This window comes from Pseudomonas sp. RV120224-01b, from assembly GCF_003208145.1.
Classification (GTDB): domain Bacteria; phylum Pseudomonadota; class Gammaproteobacteria; order Pseudomonadales; family Pseudomonadaceae; genus Aquipseudomonas; species Aquipseudomonas monteilii.
In genome coordinates this window covers 298,305-315,480 of sequence record NZ_QKMQ01000004.1, presented here as the reverse complement: position 1 = coordinate 315,480, position 17,176 = coordinate 298,305, and the positions used below count along the sequence as shown (strand labels likewise).

Genomic DNA, 17,176 nt, shown 5'->3' with positions numbered 1-17,176 from the left:
CTCAATACCTGTGGCGACCTTGTGGGAGCTGGCTTGCCGGCGATAGGGCCAGAACAGGCAACCAGTCAGCTCAAAAGCTGCCGCAAGACCCCAGCAAACGCTCCTGCGCTTTCCTCTTCCTGTGCATGCCGCCCCTGGCGCACTACCCACTGCCCATTCACCATCACATCCCGCACCTGGCGATCGCCACCCGCAAACAGCCAGCGGTTGAGAATGGCATCGCCATCCGCCAAGGCGATGTAAGGGTCCTGCCCGTCAAGCACCAGCCAGTCGGCACGCTTGCCCACCGCCAGCTCCCCGATCCCTTGCCCCAGCGCCTGCGCACCGCCTGCCAGTGCCGCGTCATACAACGTGCGCCCAACCATCGGCTGGTCGCTGCGGTACAGGCGGTTACGCCGCTGGTCACGCAGCCGCTGGCCGTATTCCAGCCAGCGCAGCTCTTCCACCACGCTCAGTGACACATGGCTGTCCGAACCAATGCCCATGCGCCCGCCCTGCGCCAGGTAGTCCACCGCCGGGAAAATACCGTCACCCAGGTTGGCCTCGGTGGTCAGGCACAGCCCGGCCACGGCACCGCTGCGGGCCATGGCGGTGACTTCATCCGGCTCGGCATGGGTGGCATGCACCAGGCACCAGCGGTGGTCGACATCCACATGTTCGTATAGCCATTGCAGTGGACGCAGGCCGCTCCAGGCCAGGCAGTCGTCCACTTCCTTCTGCTGCTCGGCGATATGGATATGCACCGGGCAATGCTTGTCGCTGGCCGCCAGCACGTCGGCGATCTGCCCAGGCGTTACCGCTCGCAGCGAGTGGAAGCACAGGCCCAGCTGCTGTGCAGGCTGCGCGGCCAGGATCGGGGACAGTTGCGCCTGCAGTTGCAGGTACCCTTCGGTGGAATTGATGAAGCGCCGCTGCCCGTCGTTCGGTGCCTGGCCACCAAACCCGGCGTGGCTGTACAGCACCGGCAGCAAGGTCAGGCCAATGCCGCTGTCGGCCGCAGCCGCGCTGATGCGGCGGGAAAGCTCGGCCGGGTCGGCGTAGGCCTTGCCGGCATTGTCATGGTGCACGTAATGAAACTCGGCCACCGAGGTGTAGCCGGCCTTGAGCATCTCGATGTACAGCTGACGGGCGATGACTTGCAGCTGCTCCGGGGTGATCTGCCCGACCAGGCGGTACATCAGGTCGCGCCATGTCCAGAAACTGTCGTTGGGGTTGCCGGCGACTTCCGCCAGGCCTGCCATGGCGCGCTGGAAGGCATGCGAGTGCAGGTTGGGCATGCCGGGCAGCAACGGGCCGGCCAGGCGTTCAGCCCCTTCGGCCGAAGCGCCCGGCTCGATGCTGGCTACATGGCCATCGCTGGCGACCTCGATACGGACATGGCTGGCCCAGCCCGTTGGCAGCAGGGCGCGTTCGGCGAAGTAGGCGGACATCGGTGAAATCCTGTTATTGTTAACTTGTATATACATATACAGGCGTTTGCCTGCCGGGTAAACTGCGGCAAGCTACCGCTCATTCCATTGCAAAGGACTCAACGCCGTGCCGACACCTCCTGTCTCCGCGCTGGTTGCCCAGATGGGCGAGGGCCCGGCGCCGCTGTATGCCCGGGTCAAACAAATGATCGTCCAGCAGATCGACAACGGCAGCTGGCCGCCACACCACCGGGTTCCCTCCGAGAGCGAACTGGTAAGCGAGCTGGGTTTCAGCCGCATGACCATCAACCGCGCCCTGCGCGAGCTTACGGCTGAAGGCCTGCTGGTGCGCATGCAAGGCGTGGGTACCTTCGTGGCTGAGCCCAAGGGCCGATCGGCGTTGTTCGAGGTCAACAACATTGCCGACGAAATTGCCGCGCGCGGCCATCAGCATAGCTGCCAGGTGATCACCCTGGCTGAGGAAGCCGCCGGCTCCGAACGGGCCCTGGCGCTGGACATGCGTGAAGGCCAGCGGGTGTTCCACTCGTTGATCGTGCATTTCGAGAATGGCGTGCCGGTGCAGATCGAGGACCGCTACGTCAACGCGGCAATCGCACCCGACTACCTCAAGCAGGATTTCACCCGGCAGACGCCTTACGCCTACCTGTCCCAGGTGGCGCCGCTGACCGAGGGCGAGCACGTGGTCGAGGCCATCCTGGCCGAGCCGGACGAATGCACCCTGTTGCAGATCGAGCGGGGCGAGCCTTGCCTGCTGATTCGCCGCCGCACCTGGTCCGGCCGCCAGCCGGTGACCGCTGCACGGTTGATACACCCCGGTTCCCGTCATCGCCTGGAAGGACGTTTCAGTAAATGAGCCAACTGCAGTTGTTGCGTGCGCAGGAATACCCGCGCATGCCGTGGAAGAACGGTGGCGGTTTCACCGAAGAAATTACTCGCGACAGCGGTGAAGGGCTGGACGGTTTTGGCTGGCGCCTGTCGATTGCCGATATCGAGGAGTCGGGCGGCTTTTCCACCTTCGCCGGCTACCAGCGGATCATCACTGTGCTGCAGGGCGATGGCATGCGACTGCTGGTCGATGGCCAGGCCAGTCGACCGTTGTTGCCGTTGGATGCCTTTGCCTTCAGCGGCGAAAGCCAGGTCAGCTGCAAGCTCTTGGGCGGGCCGATTCGCGATTTCAACCTGATCTATGCACCGCTGCGGTATCGGGCGCGGTTGCAGTGGTTCGATGGCACCAGCCGGTTGTACAGCTCGGCGTCGACGGTGTTGTTGTTTGCGGCCAGTAGCCAGGTTGAGGTGACCATGGCAGGGCGTGAGGTGCAGCGGTTGGGGTTGCATGACTGCCTGCGGCTGGAGGGCAATGACGAATTGCTTGGGCTGGAGGTTCAGGGGCGGTTCTGCCTGATCGAACTCATTTCACACTGAGATAGCCGGGGCCGCAAAGCGGCCCCGTTTTTTTCAACCATTCAGCGGATCAGTCCGAAACTTTTGGTTGTCCATGCTTGTACATACAAGTAAAGGTGTGTTTGTATATTGACCACGACATACCCGCCCGCGGACGACCGCAGAGGACCTTTCCCGTGACCGACAACAACAAATACCGTGACGTTGAAATCCGTGCCCCACGTGGCAACAAGCTGACCGCCAAAAGCTGGCTGACCGAAGCGCCACTGCGCATGCTGATGAACAACCTCGACCCGCAGGTCGCGGAAAACCCGAAAGAACTGGTGGTATACGGCGGTATCGGCCGCGCCGCCCGTAACTGGGAATGCTACGACAAGATCGTCGAAACCCTCACCCGCCTGGAAGACGACGAAACCCTGCTGGTGCAGTCGGGCAAGCCGGTCGGCGTGTTCAAGACCCACAGCAACGCCCCGCGCGTGCTGATCGCCAACTCCAACCTGGTGCCGCACTGGGCCAACTGGGAACACTTCAACGAACTGGACGCCAAAGGCCTGGCCATGTACGGCCAGATGACCGCCGGCAGCTGGATCTACATCGGCAGCCAGGGCATCGTCCAGGGCACCTATGAAACCTTCGTCGAAGCCGGTCGCCAGCACTACGGCGGCAGCCTGAAAGGCAAGTGGGTACTCACCGCAGGCCTGGGCGGCATGGGCGGCGCCCAGCCACTGGCCGCTACCCTGGCCGGCGCCTGCTCGCTGAACATCGAATGCCAGCAGAGCCGCATCGACTTCCGCCTGGAAACCCGCTACGTCGACGAGCAGGCCACCGACCTCGACGACGCCCTGGCGCGCATCGCCAAGTACACCGCCGAAGGCAAGGCCATCTCCATCGCCCTGCACGGCAACGCTGCCGAAATCCTGCCAGAGCTGGTCAAGCGTGGCGTGCGCCCGGACATGGTCACCGACCAGACCAGCGCCCACGACCCACTGAACGGCTACCTGCCAGCCGGCTGGACCTGGGAACAGTACCGCGACCGTGCGCAGACCGAGCCGGCTGCCGTGGTCAAGGCCGCCAAGCAGTCGATGGCCGTGCACGTACAAGCCATGCTGGACTTCCAGAAACAAGGCATCCCGACCTTCGACTACGGCAACAACATCCGTCAGATGGCCAAGGAAGAAGGCGTGGCCAACGCCTTCGACTTCCCGGGCTTCGTGCCAGCCTACATCCGCCCGCTGTTCTGCCGTGGTATCGGCCCGTTCCGCTGGGCGGCGCTGTCTGGCGATGCCGAGGACATCTACAAGACCGACGCCAAGGTCAAGGAACTGATCCCCGACGACGCCCACCTGCACCGCTGGCTGGACATGGCCCGCGAGCGCATCAGCTTCCAGGGCCTGCCGGCACGTATCTGCTGGGTTGGCCTGGGCCTGCGCGCCAAGCTGGGCCTGGCGTTCAACGAAATGGTCCGCAGCGGCGAGCTGTCGGCACCGGTGGTGATCGGCCGTGACCACCTGGACTCGGGTTCGGTCTCCAGCCCTAACCGCGAAACCGAAGCCATGCGTGATGGCTCGGACGCTGTTTCCGACTGGCCGCTGCTCAACGCCCTGCTGAACACCGCAGGCGGCGCCACCTGGGTGTCGCTGCACCACGGCGGTGGCGTGGGCATGGGCTTCTCGCAGCACTCGGGCATGGTCATCGTCTGCGACGGTACCGACGAAGCCGCCGAGCGTATCGCCCGCGTGCTGACCAACGACCCGGGGACTGGTGTGATGCGCCACGCCGATGCCGGTTACGACATCGCCATCGACTGCGCCAAGGAGCAGGGCCTGGACCTGCCGATGATCACTGGCTGATCGCCACGCTTTGGATCACACCCCACAAGGGGTGATACTGAACAACAAGAAGGAGCGCGCAGGCACCGAAAAACGGGCCTGCGGCTCCACGCGATTTGGAGTAGCAACGTGACCGAACTCACCCTCAAGCCTGGCACCCTGACCCTGGCCCAGCTGCGCGCGATCCACGCCGCGCCCGTGCGCCTGCAACTGGATGCCAGCGCCGCGCCGGCCATCGACGCCAGCGTTGCCTGCGTCGAGCAGATCATTGCCGAAGACCGTACCGCCTACGGCATCAACACCGGTTTCGGCCTGCTGGCCTCGACCCGCATCGCCAGCCACGATCTGGAAAACCTGCAGCGCTCGCTGGTGCTGTCGCACGCCGCCGGTGTTGGCGCGCCGCTGGATGACGACCTGGTGCGTCTGATCATGGTGCTGAAAATCAACAGCCTCAGCCGTGGCTTCTCCGGCATTCGCCGCAAGGTCATCGACGCGCTGATCGCCCTGGTCAACGCCGAAGTCTACCCACACATCCCGCTGAAAGGCTCGGTGGGCGCATCCGGTGACTTGGCGCCGCTGGCGCACATGTCGCTGGTGCTGCTGGGCGAAGGCAAGGCCCGCTACAAAGGCCAGTGGCTGTCGGCCACCGAAGCCCTGGCAGTTGCCGGCCTCGAACCGCTGACCCTGGCTGCCAAAGAGGGCCTGGCCCTGCTCAACGGTACCCAGGCTTCCACCGCCTACGCCCTGCGCGGCCTGTTCCAGGGTGAAGACCTGTACGCTGCCGCCATCGCCTGCGGTGGCCTGAGCGTCGAAGCGGCATTGGGCTCGCGTTCGCCGTTCGATGCGCGTATCCACGAAGTGCGCGGCCAGCGCGGCCAGATCGACACCGCCGCTTGCTTCCGTGACCTGCTGGGCGATTCCAGCGAAGTGTCGCTGTCGCACAAGAACTGCGACAAGGTCCAGGACCCGTACTCCCTGCGCTGCCAGCCGCAGGTCATGGGCGCCTGCCTCACCCAGCTGCGCCAGGCTGCCGAAGTGCTGGGCATCGAAGCCAACGCCGTGTCCGACAACCCGCTGGTGTTCGCCGCCGAAGGTGATGTGATTTCCGGTGGTAACTTCCACGCCGAGCCGGTGGCCATGGCTGCCGACAACATTGCCCTGGCCATCGCCGAAATCGGCTCGCTCAGCGAGCGCCGCATCTCGCTGATGATGGACAAGCACATGTCCCAGCTGCCGCCATTCCTGGTGGAAAACGGCGGGGTCAACTCCGGTTTCATGATCGCCCAGGTGACCGCTGCCGCCCTGGCCAGCGAAAACAAGGCCCTGTCGCACCCGCACAGCGTCGACAGCCTGCCGACTTCGGCCAACCAGGAAGACCACGTGTCGATGGCCCCGGCAGCTGGCAAGCGCCTGTGGGAAATGGCTGAAAACACCCGTGGCGTGCTGGCCATCGAATGGCTGGGCGCCTGCCAGGGCCTGGACCTGCGCAAAGGCCTGAAGACTTCCACGAAGCTGGAGCAGGCGCGCAAGGCGCTGCGCAGCGAAGTGCCGCACTACGACCGTGACCGTTTCTTCGCGCCAGACATCGAAAAGGCCGTGGAACTGTTGGCCAAGGGTAGCCTGACCGGTTTGCTGCCGGCGGGTGTGCTGCCAAGCCTGTAATGCCCCTAGGGCCGCGTTGCGGCCCATCGCGAGCAAGCTCGCTCCTGCAAAGGCAACGCGTTCCCTTGTAGGCGCGAGCTTGCTCGCGATTGGGTTGCATGGCGGCCCCCCTGATCTCACGACCACAAAAACAATTTAAGGACGTGACATGCAACAAGCTCAAGGTCTCAAGCGCGGGCTAAGTGCCCGCCACATCCGTTTCATGGCCCTCGGTTCTGCCATCGGCACCGGGCTGTTCTACGGCTCCGCCTCGGCCATCCAGATGGCCGGCCCGGCCGTGCTGCTGGCCTACCTGATCGGCGGCGCTGCCGTATTCATGGTCATGCGCGCCCTCGGCGAAATGGCCGTGCACAACCCGGTGGCCGGCTCCTTCGGCCACTACGCCAGCACCTACCTCGGCCCCATGGCCGGCTTCATCCTCGGCTGGACCTACGCCTTCGAAATGGTCATCGTCGCCATCGCCGACGTCACCGCCTTCGGTATCTACATGGGCTTCTGGTTCCCGGAAGTGGCCCGCTGGATCTGGGTGCTGGGCATCGTCTTCCTGATCGGCGGCCTCAACCTGTGCAACGTCAAGGTATTCGGCGAGATGGAGTTCTGGCTGTCGCTGCTCAAGGTCGGCGCCATCGTGGCGATGATCCTGGCCGGCCTCGGCATCATGGCTTTCGGCTTCAGCCAGGTGGGTACCGGGCATGCCGTCGGCGTCAGCAACCTGTTCGACCACGGCGGCTTCATGCCTAACGGCGTGGGTGGCCTGATCGCGTCGTTTGCCGTGGTGATGTTCGCCTTCGGCGGCATCGAGATCATCGGCGTCACCGCTGGTGAGGCCAAAGACCCGCAGCGCGTCATTCCCAAGGCGATCAACGCCGTGCCGCTGCGCATCCTGCTGTTCTACGTACTCACCCTGTTCGTGCTGATGTGCCTGTACCCATGGCCGCAGATCGGCAGCCAAGGCAGCCCGTTCGTGCAGATCTTCAGCAACCTGGGCATTGGCTCTGCCGCCGCCGTGCTGAACATCGTGGTGATTTCTGCCGCCATCTCGGCCATCAACAGCGACATCTTCGGCGCCGGCCGCATGATGTATGGCCTGGCCCACCAAGGCCATGCGCCACGCAGCTTCGGCAAACTGTCGAAACATGGCGTGCCGTGGATGACCGTGGTGGTGATGGGCGCTGCACTGCTGATCGGTGTGCTGCTCAACTACCTGATCCCGGAAAACGTGTTCCTGCTCATCGCGTCCATTGCCACCTTCGCCACTGTGTGGGTGTGGCTGATGATCCTGCTTACCCAGGTGGCCATGCGCCGCAGCATGAGCCGTGAGGAAGTGGCCCAACTCAAGTTCCCGGTACCGTTCTGGCCTTACGGCCCGGCCATGGCCATTGCGTTCATGGTGTTCATCTTTGGTGTGCTCGGCTACTTCCCGGACACCCAGGCGGCACTGATCGTCGGCGTGGTCTGGGTGGTGTTCCTGGTGGCGTCCTACCTGCTGTGGTGCAAGCCGCGTGCAGGGCAGGGCAAGCCGGCAGCAGAGCCCGTCGAGCTGCACCGTTAGTAAAGGAGATTATGCATGAGAACCCTCTGGCAGCATTGCCATGTGGCTACCATGGCCGAGGGCCGTTATTCGGCCATCGAGGACGCGGCCATCGTCACCTGTGCCGGGCTGATCGAGTGGATCGGCCCACGCGCCGAGCTGGCGCCGGTCGACGCTGACCGTACGGTGGACCTGGGCGGCGCCTGGGTCACCCCGGGGCTGATCGACTGCCACACCCACGCGGTGTTCGGTGGTAACCGCAGCGGTGAGTTCGAGCAGCGGCTGCAGGGCGTGAGCTATGCCGAAATCGCTGCCCAGGGCGGCGGTATCGCCAGCACCGTGCGGGCTACCCGTGCGGCCAGCGAAGACGAGCTGTTCGCCAGTGCTCGCCAGCGGGTTCAGGCGCTGATGCGCGATGGCGTGACCACGATCGAGGTCAAGTCCGGCTACGGCCTGGACCTGGCCAACGAACGCAAGATGCTGCGCGTGGCCCGGCGGCTGGCCGACGAACTGCCGCTGGCGGTGCGCGCCACCTGCCTGGCCGCGCACGCCTTGCCACCGGAGTACGCCGGCCGGCCCGACGACTACATCGCGCACATCTGCGACGAGATGCTGCCGGCCCTGGCTGCCGAAGGCCTGGTGGATGCAGTAGATGCCTTCTGCGAACACCTGGCGTTCTCCCCGGCCCAGGTCGAGCGGCTGTTCATCAAGGCACGCGAACTGGGCCTGCCGGTCAAGCTGCACGCCGAACAGCTGTCGTCGTTGCACGGCTCCAGCCTGGCAGCGCGTTACCAGGCGCTGTCGGCGGATCATCTGGAGTTCATGACCGAGGAAGACGCCATCGCCATGGCCGCCGCCGGCACAGTCGCTGTGCTGCTGCCGGGCGCCTTCTACTTCCTGCGTGAAACCCAGTTGCCGCCCATGGATGCCTTGCGCCGCCACGGGGTGAAAATTGCCCTGGCCAGCGACCTCAACCCCGGCACGTCACCAGGGCTGTCGCTGCGGCTGATGCTGAACATGGGCTGCACCTGTTTCCGCATGACCCCGGAAGAAGCGTTGGCTGGCGTAACGGTACATGCCGCCACGGCACTGGGCCTGGGCGACAGCCACGGCTCGCTGGAAGTGGGCAAGGTGGCCGACTTCGTCGCCTGGCAAATCGAACGTCCTGCCGACCTGGCCTACTGGCTGGGCGGCGACCTGCCCAAGCGCGTGGTGCGCAAGGGCAACGAAATCTCCAATTGAGCGAGGCACGATGGACAAGGTACTGAGTTTTCACCAAGGCCACCTGCCGCTGCTGATCAGCATGCCGCACGCCGGCCTGGGCCTGAGCAACGCGGTGCGCGACGGCCTGGTCGATGAGGCGCGCAGCTTGCCGGACACCGACTGGCACATCCCCCGGTTGTACGACTTTGCCCGCGACATGGGGGCCAGCGTGGTCGCGGCGGAGTATTCGCGTTTCGTCATCGACCTCAACCGCCCGGATGACGACAAGCCGTTGTATGCCGGCGCTACCACCGGCCTGTATCCGGCCACGTTGTTCGAGGGCGAGCCGCTGTTCAAGGATGGGCTGGCGCCCTCAGGCGAAGAACGCAAAGGCTATCTGGAGCAAATCTGGCGTCCCTACCATGGCACGATCCGCAGCGAGCTGGACCGGTTGCGCGAGCAGTTTGGGTACGCCCTGCTGTGGGATGCCCATTCCATTCGTTCGCTGATCCCGCACTTGTTCGACGGCAAGCTGCCGGACTTCAACCTGGGCACTTTCAACGGCGCCAGTTGTGACCCGGCATTGGCTGAGCGGCTGCAAGGCGTGTGCGCCAAGGCGCAAGGTTATAGCCATGTGCTTAATGGCCGCTTCAAAGGCGGGCACATCACTCGGCATTACGGTGACCCGGCCAACCATATCCATGCTGTGCAACTGGAGCTGGCACAAAGCACGTACATGGACGAAACCGAGCCGTTTGCCTACCGGGAAGACTTGGCCAGACCGACGCAAGACGTACTGAAGCAGCTTCTGCAGGCGCTGCTGGCTTGGGGCGCGGAGCGTTACAAGCGTTGAACGGAAGGGGCGACGCCATCGGCGTCGCCCCGCTTCATGGGGGTTCAGTCGTTGGCTACCTGCGCAATGGTCAGTTCGCGCAGCAGCTCCGCTTCCTCCTGTTCCTTGTCGTGTTGCAAACCCTTCTGCAACTCCAGTTCTTGCGCAAGCGGGTAGTCGGCACTGGCCAGTTCGAGTACGCGCAGACCGAAGCGAGCCTCTATTTCGTCGAAGCGGTCCGCATACTCGGCACGCAGGCGTGCAGTCCAGTCGCTGTTCGCCAGCATGTAGTCGACCAGTACGTCGCTACGTTCAATTTTCCGAACCTTTTCCAGCACACTGGAAAGCTCATTGCGCGCCAGGTTTGCAGCGCCACGAAAACGCATGCTGTCGGCGATCGGGAGGTCCAGTTCCTTGGCCAGTTCGCGGCGGTAGGCCAGGCGTACCGACACCAGGTCACCCGAGCCTGAGCGCTTGTTGGCCAGTAACTCCAGCTGATCGATCCTGAACAGCTGCAACAGACGCTGACGCAGCGTTTGCAACGTATCTCCCGCATCAACCAGCAATCGCTGACCCATCAGGTACAGCTCGATATTGTTGAACTCCTGCAAGGCACCATCGTGGCAGGTTTGCGAGCCGGTTTCCGGGTCTGGCAATGCGGCTGCGGCGATGCTTTCCATCACCGGGCGCTCGGTATCGTTACTTGCCGCCACTACCAGCATCATGCGTACCCGCTCGCAGAAGCTGGCCCGGGTATTCGGGTCGACGTACGGCGCGGCGTTGTGCAATCGGCCCACCAGCCGTAAAAGATCACTGCCTTCCAGTGTTTGCCAGCAGTCTTGTAACGCTTCGTTCTGCAATGGGTTGCCTAGCATCCAGTTTTCCAGCATTGGCCTGTCGTCGCCTAGCAAAGGGAAGTGCGGGTGGTCGAGTGAACCTTCGCTCGAAGAGTCAGCAAGCATCAGGTTGTTCGGGATATCCAAGGCAAAGGAATAGCTGTGCTGGCTGTCCGAGAAGGTGCGCACGCGCAGGATCGTTTCAAGCGGTAAAGGGTTGTCGAACAAGGCGATCGATGAGATCGGCATGGGGTTGTTCAGGTTCGTGAGGATGTGTTCGGGCAACTGGGTGATGCTGTTGGAGCTCAAATCCAGAAGCTCCAGCGGCAGCAAGCCGTCGCACCAGCTTGGCCACGCTTGCAGGTTCATGTTGGTCAGTGCCAGTGATTGCAGATTGCTGGCCAACTGTGCCGGTACCTGGTTGATGGCGCCCACGCGGTTGCCCGAAAGGTCCAGTGATGTCAGGTGGTCCAGCCCCGCAAAAATATCCAGCATGGCCTGGTCGACTTCCAGGCCCATGTTGTGAAATTCCAGGTGCGAGAGTTGCCTAAGGCGCAGCAAGGCAGAGGCCAGGGAAGGGGTCGCTGCCTGGTGGGCATCGATGGTCAGCCGGGTGATGTTGGGGAAGCGGCTGAGCAGGTCATCAAGCTGTGAGGCGGTACCACGCAAACGTGTCAGGCTCATGGCTTGCACGCGCTCGGCAAAGAAGGATGGAAGCCGCCTGGGGAAATGTTCGATGGCTACATCTTCGAGTTGCAGGCGCAGGTACAGCTGGCCCTGCTCCTGGTGCTCCCAGAATTGGCTAATGGCGGTTTCGATGCTGTGTCGGTCGGCCAGTGCGGCCTGGGTCAGTGGGTTGCCAGAGCTGGAGGCCTGGGCCCAGCCATCGATCGCGTCGCGCATTTGCTGCCGTTCACTGCGAATGCGCGCAAGCCTTGTGGTGAGTTCTACCGGCACATCAACGGCAATGTTGGCCCGCTCGGCCTGCTCGCTCAGCAGCAAGCGCTGCAAGTGGGTTTCGTTGATGCTGTTACCCTGCAGCGAGATCACCGGCGTGTTGAGCAAGACGTCTGCGTCATTGAGCAGGAACGTGGGTAGCGACCTGAGGTTGTTGTTGCGCAGTGACAGGTGGGCGATACGGCCCAAAGCATCACTGCCAATGCCGATAGGCCATTGAGCCAGCTGCATGTGGTCCAGCCCCAGATAGTCCAGTGTCAGTTCATGGAAGCTTGGTCTGTTGTGCTGTGCCAGCCGGTTACCGCTCAAGTCCAGATGCCTCAAGCGGCGAAGGCCGGCCAACAGATTCAGGTCGTTTTCGGACAGTGCGATGTTCTGGTTGGTCAGCACCAGCTGCTGTAGCTCGGGCAAGTTCGTGGTGATGGTAGGGATGCTGAAAAGGAAGGACGAAGGGCTTGCCCCCGGGTCGTAAGAGCGGCTGATTTCCAGCGATTCCAGTTGCGGCATCTGCCTGAGCAGGCGTTGCAGCAAACGCTCGTTCTGGGTCCAGCCCGCAAGGCCTTCCGAGAGCAGGTCGAGCAGGCTCAGGCGGCGAACACGCGTGTTGAAAAAGTCTGGCAGATTCAGCGGAATGTCGGCCAGCGGGACACGCGTTATCTGTAGTTCGGCCGGGTGCTCAGATGCTTCCAGGGCCGTGTCATACCAGTGCTGCAAGATCGCATCACCGACGCTGTCATGATCGCGTGCCGCCTGTTCTGTCGTTGGCGTGATGGCTTCGCTCCAGTCGGCCAGCCTGCTTTGCAGCTCATTGCGCTGTTCCAGCAACAGCTGCAGGTGTTCCAGCATCTGCGCGTGTGTACGCCCGTGACTGGCAAGTGCCTGCAATACCTGATCCGCCGACCGCCCCGTTCGGGCTGGCAGGCCTGAGGCTTCTACAGCGTCGATCAACTGTTGGCGGGTGACGCCTTGCGCAGTGGGGGCCCCGCCACTGAGCGGGTAACCCAGGCGGCCATCGGCGAGGCGCATGGGTGAACGGTAGCCAGGGCGTACGGGCTGCATACCCAGTACCGTCCTCAAGGTTGGGCGGGGCAGCAGGGGGCTTTCCCGAGCCAGGCGCTGCAACGCTTGCTGATCGGTGGCACCCAGCTGCGCCATGGCCTCTGGCAGCGCCGCATGCAAAGCGGCAAAAAAGCTTGGGTAGGCAGTGACCACCGTATTTGGCTGGCGCTCATCGTGGATGATGTACCCAGCCCTGGCATGGGTGATGGTGGTAGACGGGTGCGTGTCCAGCGGGCCAATGGCATGCTCTTCGGCCGGCCAGTGCATGCGTTGGAGCACCTGCAGTTTTGTTTCGGCAGGCCAGCCTGGCAGGCGCTTGAGCGTATGCATGATCAGGCGGTCGCTATCCCAGCTTGGCACACAGGACAGGTACAACCCTTCATACGCGCGGGCCAGGCGGATGTGTTGCTGGTAAATGCGGATTTCCTCGCCAAGGCGCAAGGGCACCTTGCCGCTGGCGAGCATGTGCAGTTCGCGGGTGCTGGCGCCGCGTGCCAGCTCATCGATGACGGCGGCCGGCAGTTTGGGGTATGCCCGCTGGATGGCTTCGGCACCCGGCGCCAAGCTGCCCGGAAGGCGGGCGTAGGCGCTGGAAAACTCGGCTTGCCACGTACCCGCATCCGGCAGTTGGCTGACCGTTTCGTCCAGCTTGAAGCGTTGCATCGTGTCTTCCAGCAAGGCCGGTAGCCGTTGGCTTTGCGCCAAGGCCCGGCGTAGCACGTCTTCGTGCGTGTCGCTGACGGCGACAATGCGCTGCAGTGTCGGCTCGTCGAAATGCGCGTTCAAGTGACCGATCCGGCGCAGCAGTGTCATTCCCGACCAGCTCAGCGGTTTGTCCGTTATCTGCAACCAGGCCCCGGCACCGTTATGCCTTACGGGTGGCCGGTAGCGGCGAGGGTTGTTGGGGTGTTGCAGGTGGTACTCGCCAGTGCCCGGCACTTGCTCGACGGCATATCGGTTGCCGTCCAGCACCAGCCAGCGTCCGCCCTGGTGGTGGCGCAGGCCGTGCGCGTCCGGCTCCAGGTCGTCGGGTAGCACTTGAGGGCTCTGGTACGGCGTAAGGTCGGGCTTCCACAGGCGGCGTTGGCCATCCGGTGTCTCGATGTCGTCCAGCTCCTCGATGAAGGAGGGGGTTTCCACCGGAATCCGCTCGGCCTCGGCCTCGGGCTCTTCGACTTCGGGTTCCTCCACCCTTGGCCCTGCCTCGGCACCGCCCGATTCGCCGCTTTTGGCACCTTTCAGCACCTTGGCCGCTGCGCTAAGGGCGGCCATTACCGCGACGTTTTCAACCACATCGATCATGTACCCATAAGCGGTGTCGCGCTCATCGTTTTCCCAGGCTTCGATACCCTCATAGACTTCAAAGGCCAGTTGGGTCATGCATACGGCCAGCATCGCCGCACCCAGCCCAGGAACGAAGAAACCCGCGATGTTAAAGGCTGTCAGCACGCGGCCGGCAATCAGTTCCCGGTGCGCCTGGGCAGTACGCCGGTCGACGATTTCGGTCGGTATGGCGTGGTACAGCACATCCTTCTCGTGGCGTTGGGCTTTCTGGAACGCCATCACGCCCTGGAAGGCATGGGTAAAGGGCTGTGGGACCGGGCGCAAGGTGGCATGTGGGTCCGGGATCGGCTCATGCAGGCCGCGCGTACTCCAGCCGAGCGGTGTGAGCCGGTCCTTGAGGCGGGCAAGGATTGGCGCTTTGTCGCGGTCGGCGAGGTGCTTGTCCAGGTAGTGGATGTTGGCGTGGAGGCGATCGCGCAGGGCATCCTGCAAGGCTTCCCAGGTGTCGAACTCCTGGAGCGGCGTCGTGCTGTCCTCGGGAATATACAAGGCCATGGCTTGGCGCCCTGAAACTTGCAGGCCAATGAGCGCAACGCCAGTCAGTTCGGCTTCCCACAGGTTGAGCAGGCTGAACGACACGGGTGAGCGGGCCTGCGGGGCTTGATCAAGCGGCGTGGCAAGGGCCGCGGTGTAAAGCGCCTCGCTGATGTCACCTTTCAAGCGGGCGAAATGCAGGGACTGCCGGTAAGCCGAGACTTCGGCCCGCCCCAGGGTTTCATAAACGGCAAGGGCAACTTCATCGGCGCTGAGCTGTGCCGTGGCCGCAGGGTAATAGATGGCATGCACCAACGCATGGTATTGACCACCGATGTCCAGGGTACGGCACAGGTCGGCAAAGTCTTCCGCGCCTAGCCCTACCGCATTGGTTATCGGCACGGTGCCCATGAAGCGCCGGTGGTCGAGAATGACGGATTTCTTCAGCAGGGCCTTGGGCGCATCCATGCCGTGTTCTGCACAGGCGGCCAGGTCGAAGTTGTGCAAGGCACTGTGCAGCAGCGAGCGGGTGGCCTGGTTGATCGCCTGGCGAGCGTCGCTTGCGTGGGCTGTGTCGATCAGGCGGGCATCGACCAGGTATGTGTTGCGAACATCAAGGTCCAGCCCGAATCGCTGCCTGATGGCGTCGGTCAAGGCTTGGGCAGCGTAGGTTTCCAGGTCGGGGAGTTGCTCGAACAGTTTCTGCACCTGTGCCTGGTGTTCACGGTGGCGGGCATGTTCCGCCTGCCATGCACTGGCAATTTCCGGGTGTTGCGCGATGGCTGTTGCCAGCCAGGCGGGTGCCTGCTGCCAGTTGCGCATCTCACGATGGGTTTCAGCAGGGGCTTGCCTGAGCCACGCAGGGACCCTGCGCTCGATGGTGGCGTAGTGGATGCTGGGCGGTGCAGTGACTGATGTTGGCATGTGGGGAGGCCTTGCAGGACAGGAAGCAAGGGACTATCGCCGCGCAGCTTGGCCGGCTGGGGGTAGATATGTGTGCCCGCAAGGTTGGCCGTATCAGCGAGGACGGTGCTGAAAGTGCAATTCAGGTTTATGATGGCCCACGGCCGAATAATCCTCACACGGAGTGCGCAATGCAGACCCTCTACCCGCAGATCAAACCCTACGCCCGGCACGATCTGGCCGTGGAAGCGCCGCATGTGCTGTATGTCGACGAAAGCGGCTCGCCAGAAGGTCTGCCGGTGGTGTTCATCCACGGTGGCCCGGGCGCCGGTTGCGACGCCCAGAGCCGTTGCTACTTCGACCCCACGCTGTACCGCATCATCACCTTCGACCAGCGCGGCTGTGGCCGTTCCACGCCACACGCGAGCCTGGAGAACAACACCACCTGGCACCTGGTCGAGGACCTGGAGCGCATTCGTGAGCACCTGGGTATCGACAAGTGGGTGCTGTTCGGCGGTTCGTGGGGCTCCACCCTGGCCCTGGCCTATGCCCAGACCCACCCCGAGCGCGTGCATGGCTTGATCCTGCGCGGCATCTTCCTGTGCCGGCCGCAGGAGATCGAGTGGTTCTACCAGGAAGGCGCCAGCCGAATGTTCCCGGACTACTGGCAGGATTACATCGCGCCAATTCCGCCGGAAGAGCGCGGCGATCTGGTCAAGGCCTTCCACAAGCGCCTGACCGGCAATGACCAGATTGCCCAGATGCACGCCGCCAAGGCCTGGTCCACCTGGGAAGGCCGCACTGCCACCCTGCGCCCCAACCCGCTGGTGGTCGATCGCTTCTCCGAGCCGCAACGTGCGCTGTCGATCGCCCGCATCGAGTGCCACTACTTCATGAACAATGCGTTCCTCGAGCCGGACCAGCTGATCCGCGACCTGCCGAAAATCGCCCACCTGCCGGCGGTTATCGTGCACGGCCGCTACGACGTGATCTGCCCGCTGGACAACGCCTGGGCACTGCACCAGGCCTGGCCGAACAGCGAGCTGAAAGTCATCCGCGACGCCGGCCACGCGGCTTCCGAGCCGGGTATTACCGATGCCCTGGTGCGTGCCGCCGACCAGATGGCCCGGCGCCTGCTCGACCTGCCGCTGGAAGAAGCATGAGGGGCCTGCTCCAACGCGTGCGCGGTGCGCGGGTTGAGGTAGCGGGGGAGGTGGTCGGCGCCATCGACCAGGGTTTGCTGGTGCTGGTGGCCGTCGAGCCTGAAGATTCCCGTGAACAGGCCGATAAGCTGTTGCACAAGCTGTTGAACTACCGTGTGTTCAGCGACGAGCAGGGCAAGATGAACCTGTCGCTCAAGGATGTCGGTGGCGGTTTGTTGCTGGTGTCGCAGTTCACCTTGGCGGCGGACACCCGCAACGGCATGCGCCCGAGCTTCTCGACGGCAGCGCCACCGGCCCTCGGCGCCGAGTTGTTCGACTATCTTTTGCAGCAGGCAAACGCGCAGTACACCGACGTGGCCAGTGGCCGCTTCGGTGCGGATATGCAGGTGCACCTGGTCAATGATGGCCCCGTAACATTTATGTTACAAATGTGAGCTCAAAAAACCCTTTGTTTATAGGAAAACAAGGGGTTTTGTACGATAAATAGTTGTTCCAGCCTGATGCGTTGTCACGCGACCTGCTGGATAATCGCGCGCTGCATGGACCTGCGTT

Annotated in this window: 11 protein-coding genes; 9 read left to right on the top strand and 2 right to left on the bottom strand. The window is 63.4% G+C overall.

Annotated features, from left to right (window positions below):
* Positions 1–65 precede the first annotated feature (65 nt).
* On the bottom strand, positions 66–1,430 hold the full coding sequence (locus tag N436_RS09755; RefSeq protein WP_110740879.1) for a formimidoylglutamate deiminase: 1,365 nt from the start codon (positions 1,428–1,430) through the stop codon (positions 66–68).
* Positions 1,431–1,572: 142 nt separating this feature from the next.
* Between N436_RS09755 and hutC the strand changes: the two genes are divergently transcribed.
* From hutC to hutG, 7 genes are all read left to right on the top strand, one after another.
* Positions 1,573–2,283, top strand: coding sequence for a histidine utilization repressor (gene hutC / locus N436_RS09750; protein WP_156866887.1), 711 nt, complete (start codon positions 1,573–1,575; stop codon positions 2,281–2,283).
* Positions 2,280–2,852 carry a HutD family protein gene (locus N436_RS09745; protein WP_110740878.1) on the top strand — a complete coding sequence of 191 codons (573 nt, stop codon included), beginning with the start codon at positions 2,280–2,282 and terminating at the stop codon, positions 2,850–2,852. Before hutC ends, N436_RS09745 begins: the two co-directional genes overlap by 4 nt.
* Before the next feature lie 155 nt (positions 2,853–3,007).
* Positions 3,008–4,681, top strand: coding sequence for a urocanate hydratase (hutU, locus tag N436_RS09740; protein ID WP_104833819.1), 1,674 nt, complete (start codon positions 3,008–3,010; stop codon positions 4,679–4,681).
* Positions 4,682–4,789: 108 nt separating this feature from the next.
* On the top strand, positions 4,790–6,322 hold the full coding sequence (gene hutH / locus N436_RS09735) for a histidine ammonia-lyase (RefSeq protein ID WP_104833820.1): 1,533 nt from the start codon (positions 4,790–4,792) through the stop codon (positions 6,320–6,322).
* Between the two features lie 148 nt (positions 6,323–6,470).
* Positions 6,471–7,874, top strand: coding sequence for an amino acid permease (locus tag N436_RS09730; protein WP_060500633.1), 1,404 nt, complete (start codon positions 6,471–6,473; stop codon positions 7,872–7,874).
* 15 nt (positions 7,875–7,889) lie between these two features.
* On the top strand, positions 7,890–9,095 hold the full coding sequence (gene hutI / locus N436_RS09725; protein ID WP_105946400.1) for an imidazolonepropionase: 1,206 nt from the start codon (positions 7,890–7,892) through the stop codon (positions 9,093–9,095).
* A gap of 10 nt (positions 9,096–9,105) precedes the next feature.
* Entirely contained in the window at positions 9,106–9,909 is an 804-nt protein-coding gene (gene hutG / locus N436_RS09720) for an N-formylglutamate deformylase (protein WP_105946399.1), read from the top strand.
* 44 nt (positions 9,910–9,953) lie between these two features.
* Here the strand turns inward: hutG and N436_RS09715 are convergent, their stop codons facing one another.
* Positions 9,954–15,482 carry a dermonecrotic toxin domain-containing protein gene (locus N436_RS09715; RefSeq protein WP_256589901.1) on the bottom strand — a complete coding sequence of 1,843 codons (5,529 nt, stop codon included), beginning with the start codon at positions 15,480–15,482 and terminating at the stop codon, positions 9,954–9,956.
* Between the two features lie 170 nt (positions 15,483–15,652).
* Here N436_RS09715 and pip point away from each other — a divergent pair, with 170 nt between their 5' ends.
* On the top strand, positions 15,653–16,624 hold the full coding sequence (pip, locus tag N436_RS09710) for a prolyl aminopeptidase (RefSeq protein ID WP_060500625.1): 972 nt from the start codon (positions 15,653–15,655) through the stop codon (positions 16,622–16,624).
* Entirely contained in the window at positions 16,621–17,058 is a 438-nt protein-coding gene (gene dtd / locus N436_RS09705) for a D-aminoacyl-tRNA deacylase (RefSeq protein ID WP_110740876.1), read from the top strand. The genes pip and dtd overlap by 4 nt, the downstream gene beginning before the upstream one ends.
* Positions 17,059–17,176: the final 118 nt, after the last annotated feature.

Bases quoted from the DNA above. Each gene is read 5' to 3' on its own strand.
- hutC (WP_156866887.1), top strand. From the start codon at position 1,573: ATGGGCGAGGGCCCGGCGCCGCTGTATGCCCGGGTCAAACAAATGATC.
- pip (WP_060500625.1), top strand. From the start codon at position 15,653: ATGCAGACCCTCTACCCGCAGATCAAACCCTACGCCCGGCACGATCTG.
- hutG (WP_105946399.1), top strand. From the start codon at position 9,106: ATGGACAAGGTACTGAGTTTTCACCAAGGCCACCTGCCGCTGCTGATC.
- N436_RS09745 (WP_110740878.1), top strand. From the start codon at position 2,280: ATGAGCCAACTGCAGTTGTTGCGTGCGCAGGAATACCCGCGCATGCCG.
- N436_RS09715 (WP_256589901.1), bottom strand. From the start codon at position 15,482: ATGCCAACATCAGTCACTGCACCGCCCAGCATCCACTACGCCACCATC.
- hutI (WP_105946400.1), top strand. From the start codon at position 7,890: ATGAGAACCCTCTGGCAGCATTGCCATGTGGCTACCATGGCCGAGGGC.
- N436_RS09730 (WP_060500633.1), top strand. From the start codon at position 6,471: ATGCAACAAGCTCAAGGTCTCAAGCGCGGGCTAAGTGCCCGCCACATC.
- dtd (WP_110740876.1), top strand. From the start codon at position 16,621: ATGAGGGGCCTGCTCCAACGCGTGCGCGGTGCGCGGGTTGAGGTAGCG.
- N436_RS09755 (WP_110740879.1), bottom strand. From the start codon at position 1,430: ATGTCCGCCTACTTCGCCGAACGCGCCCTGCTGCCAACGGGCTGGGCC.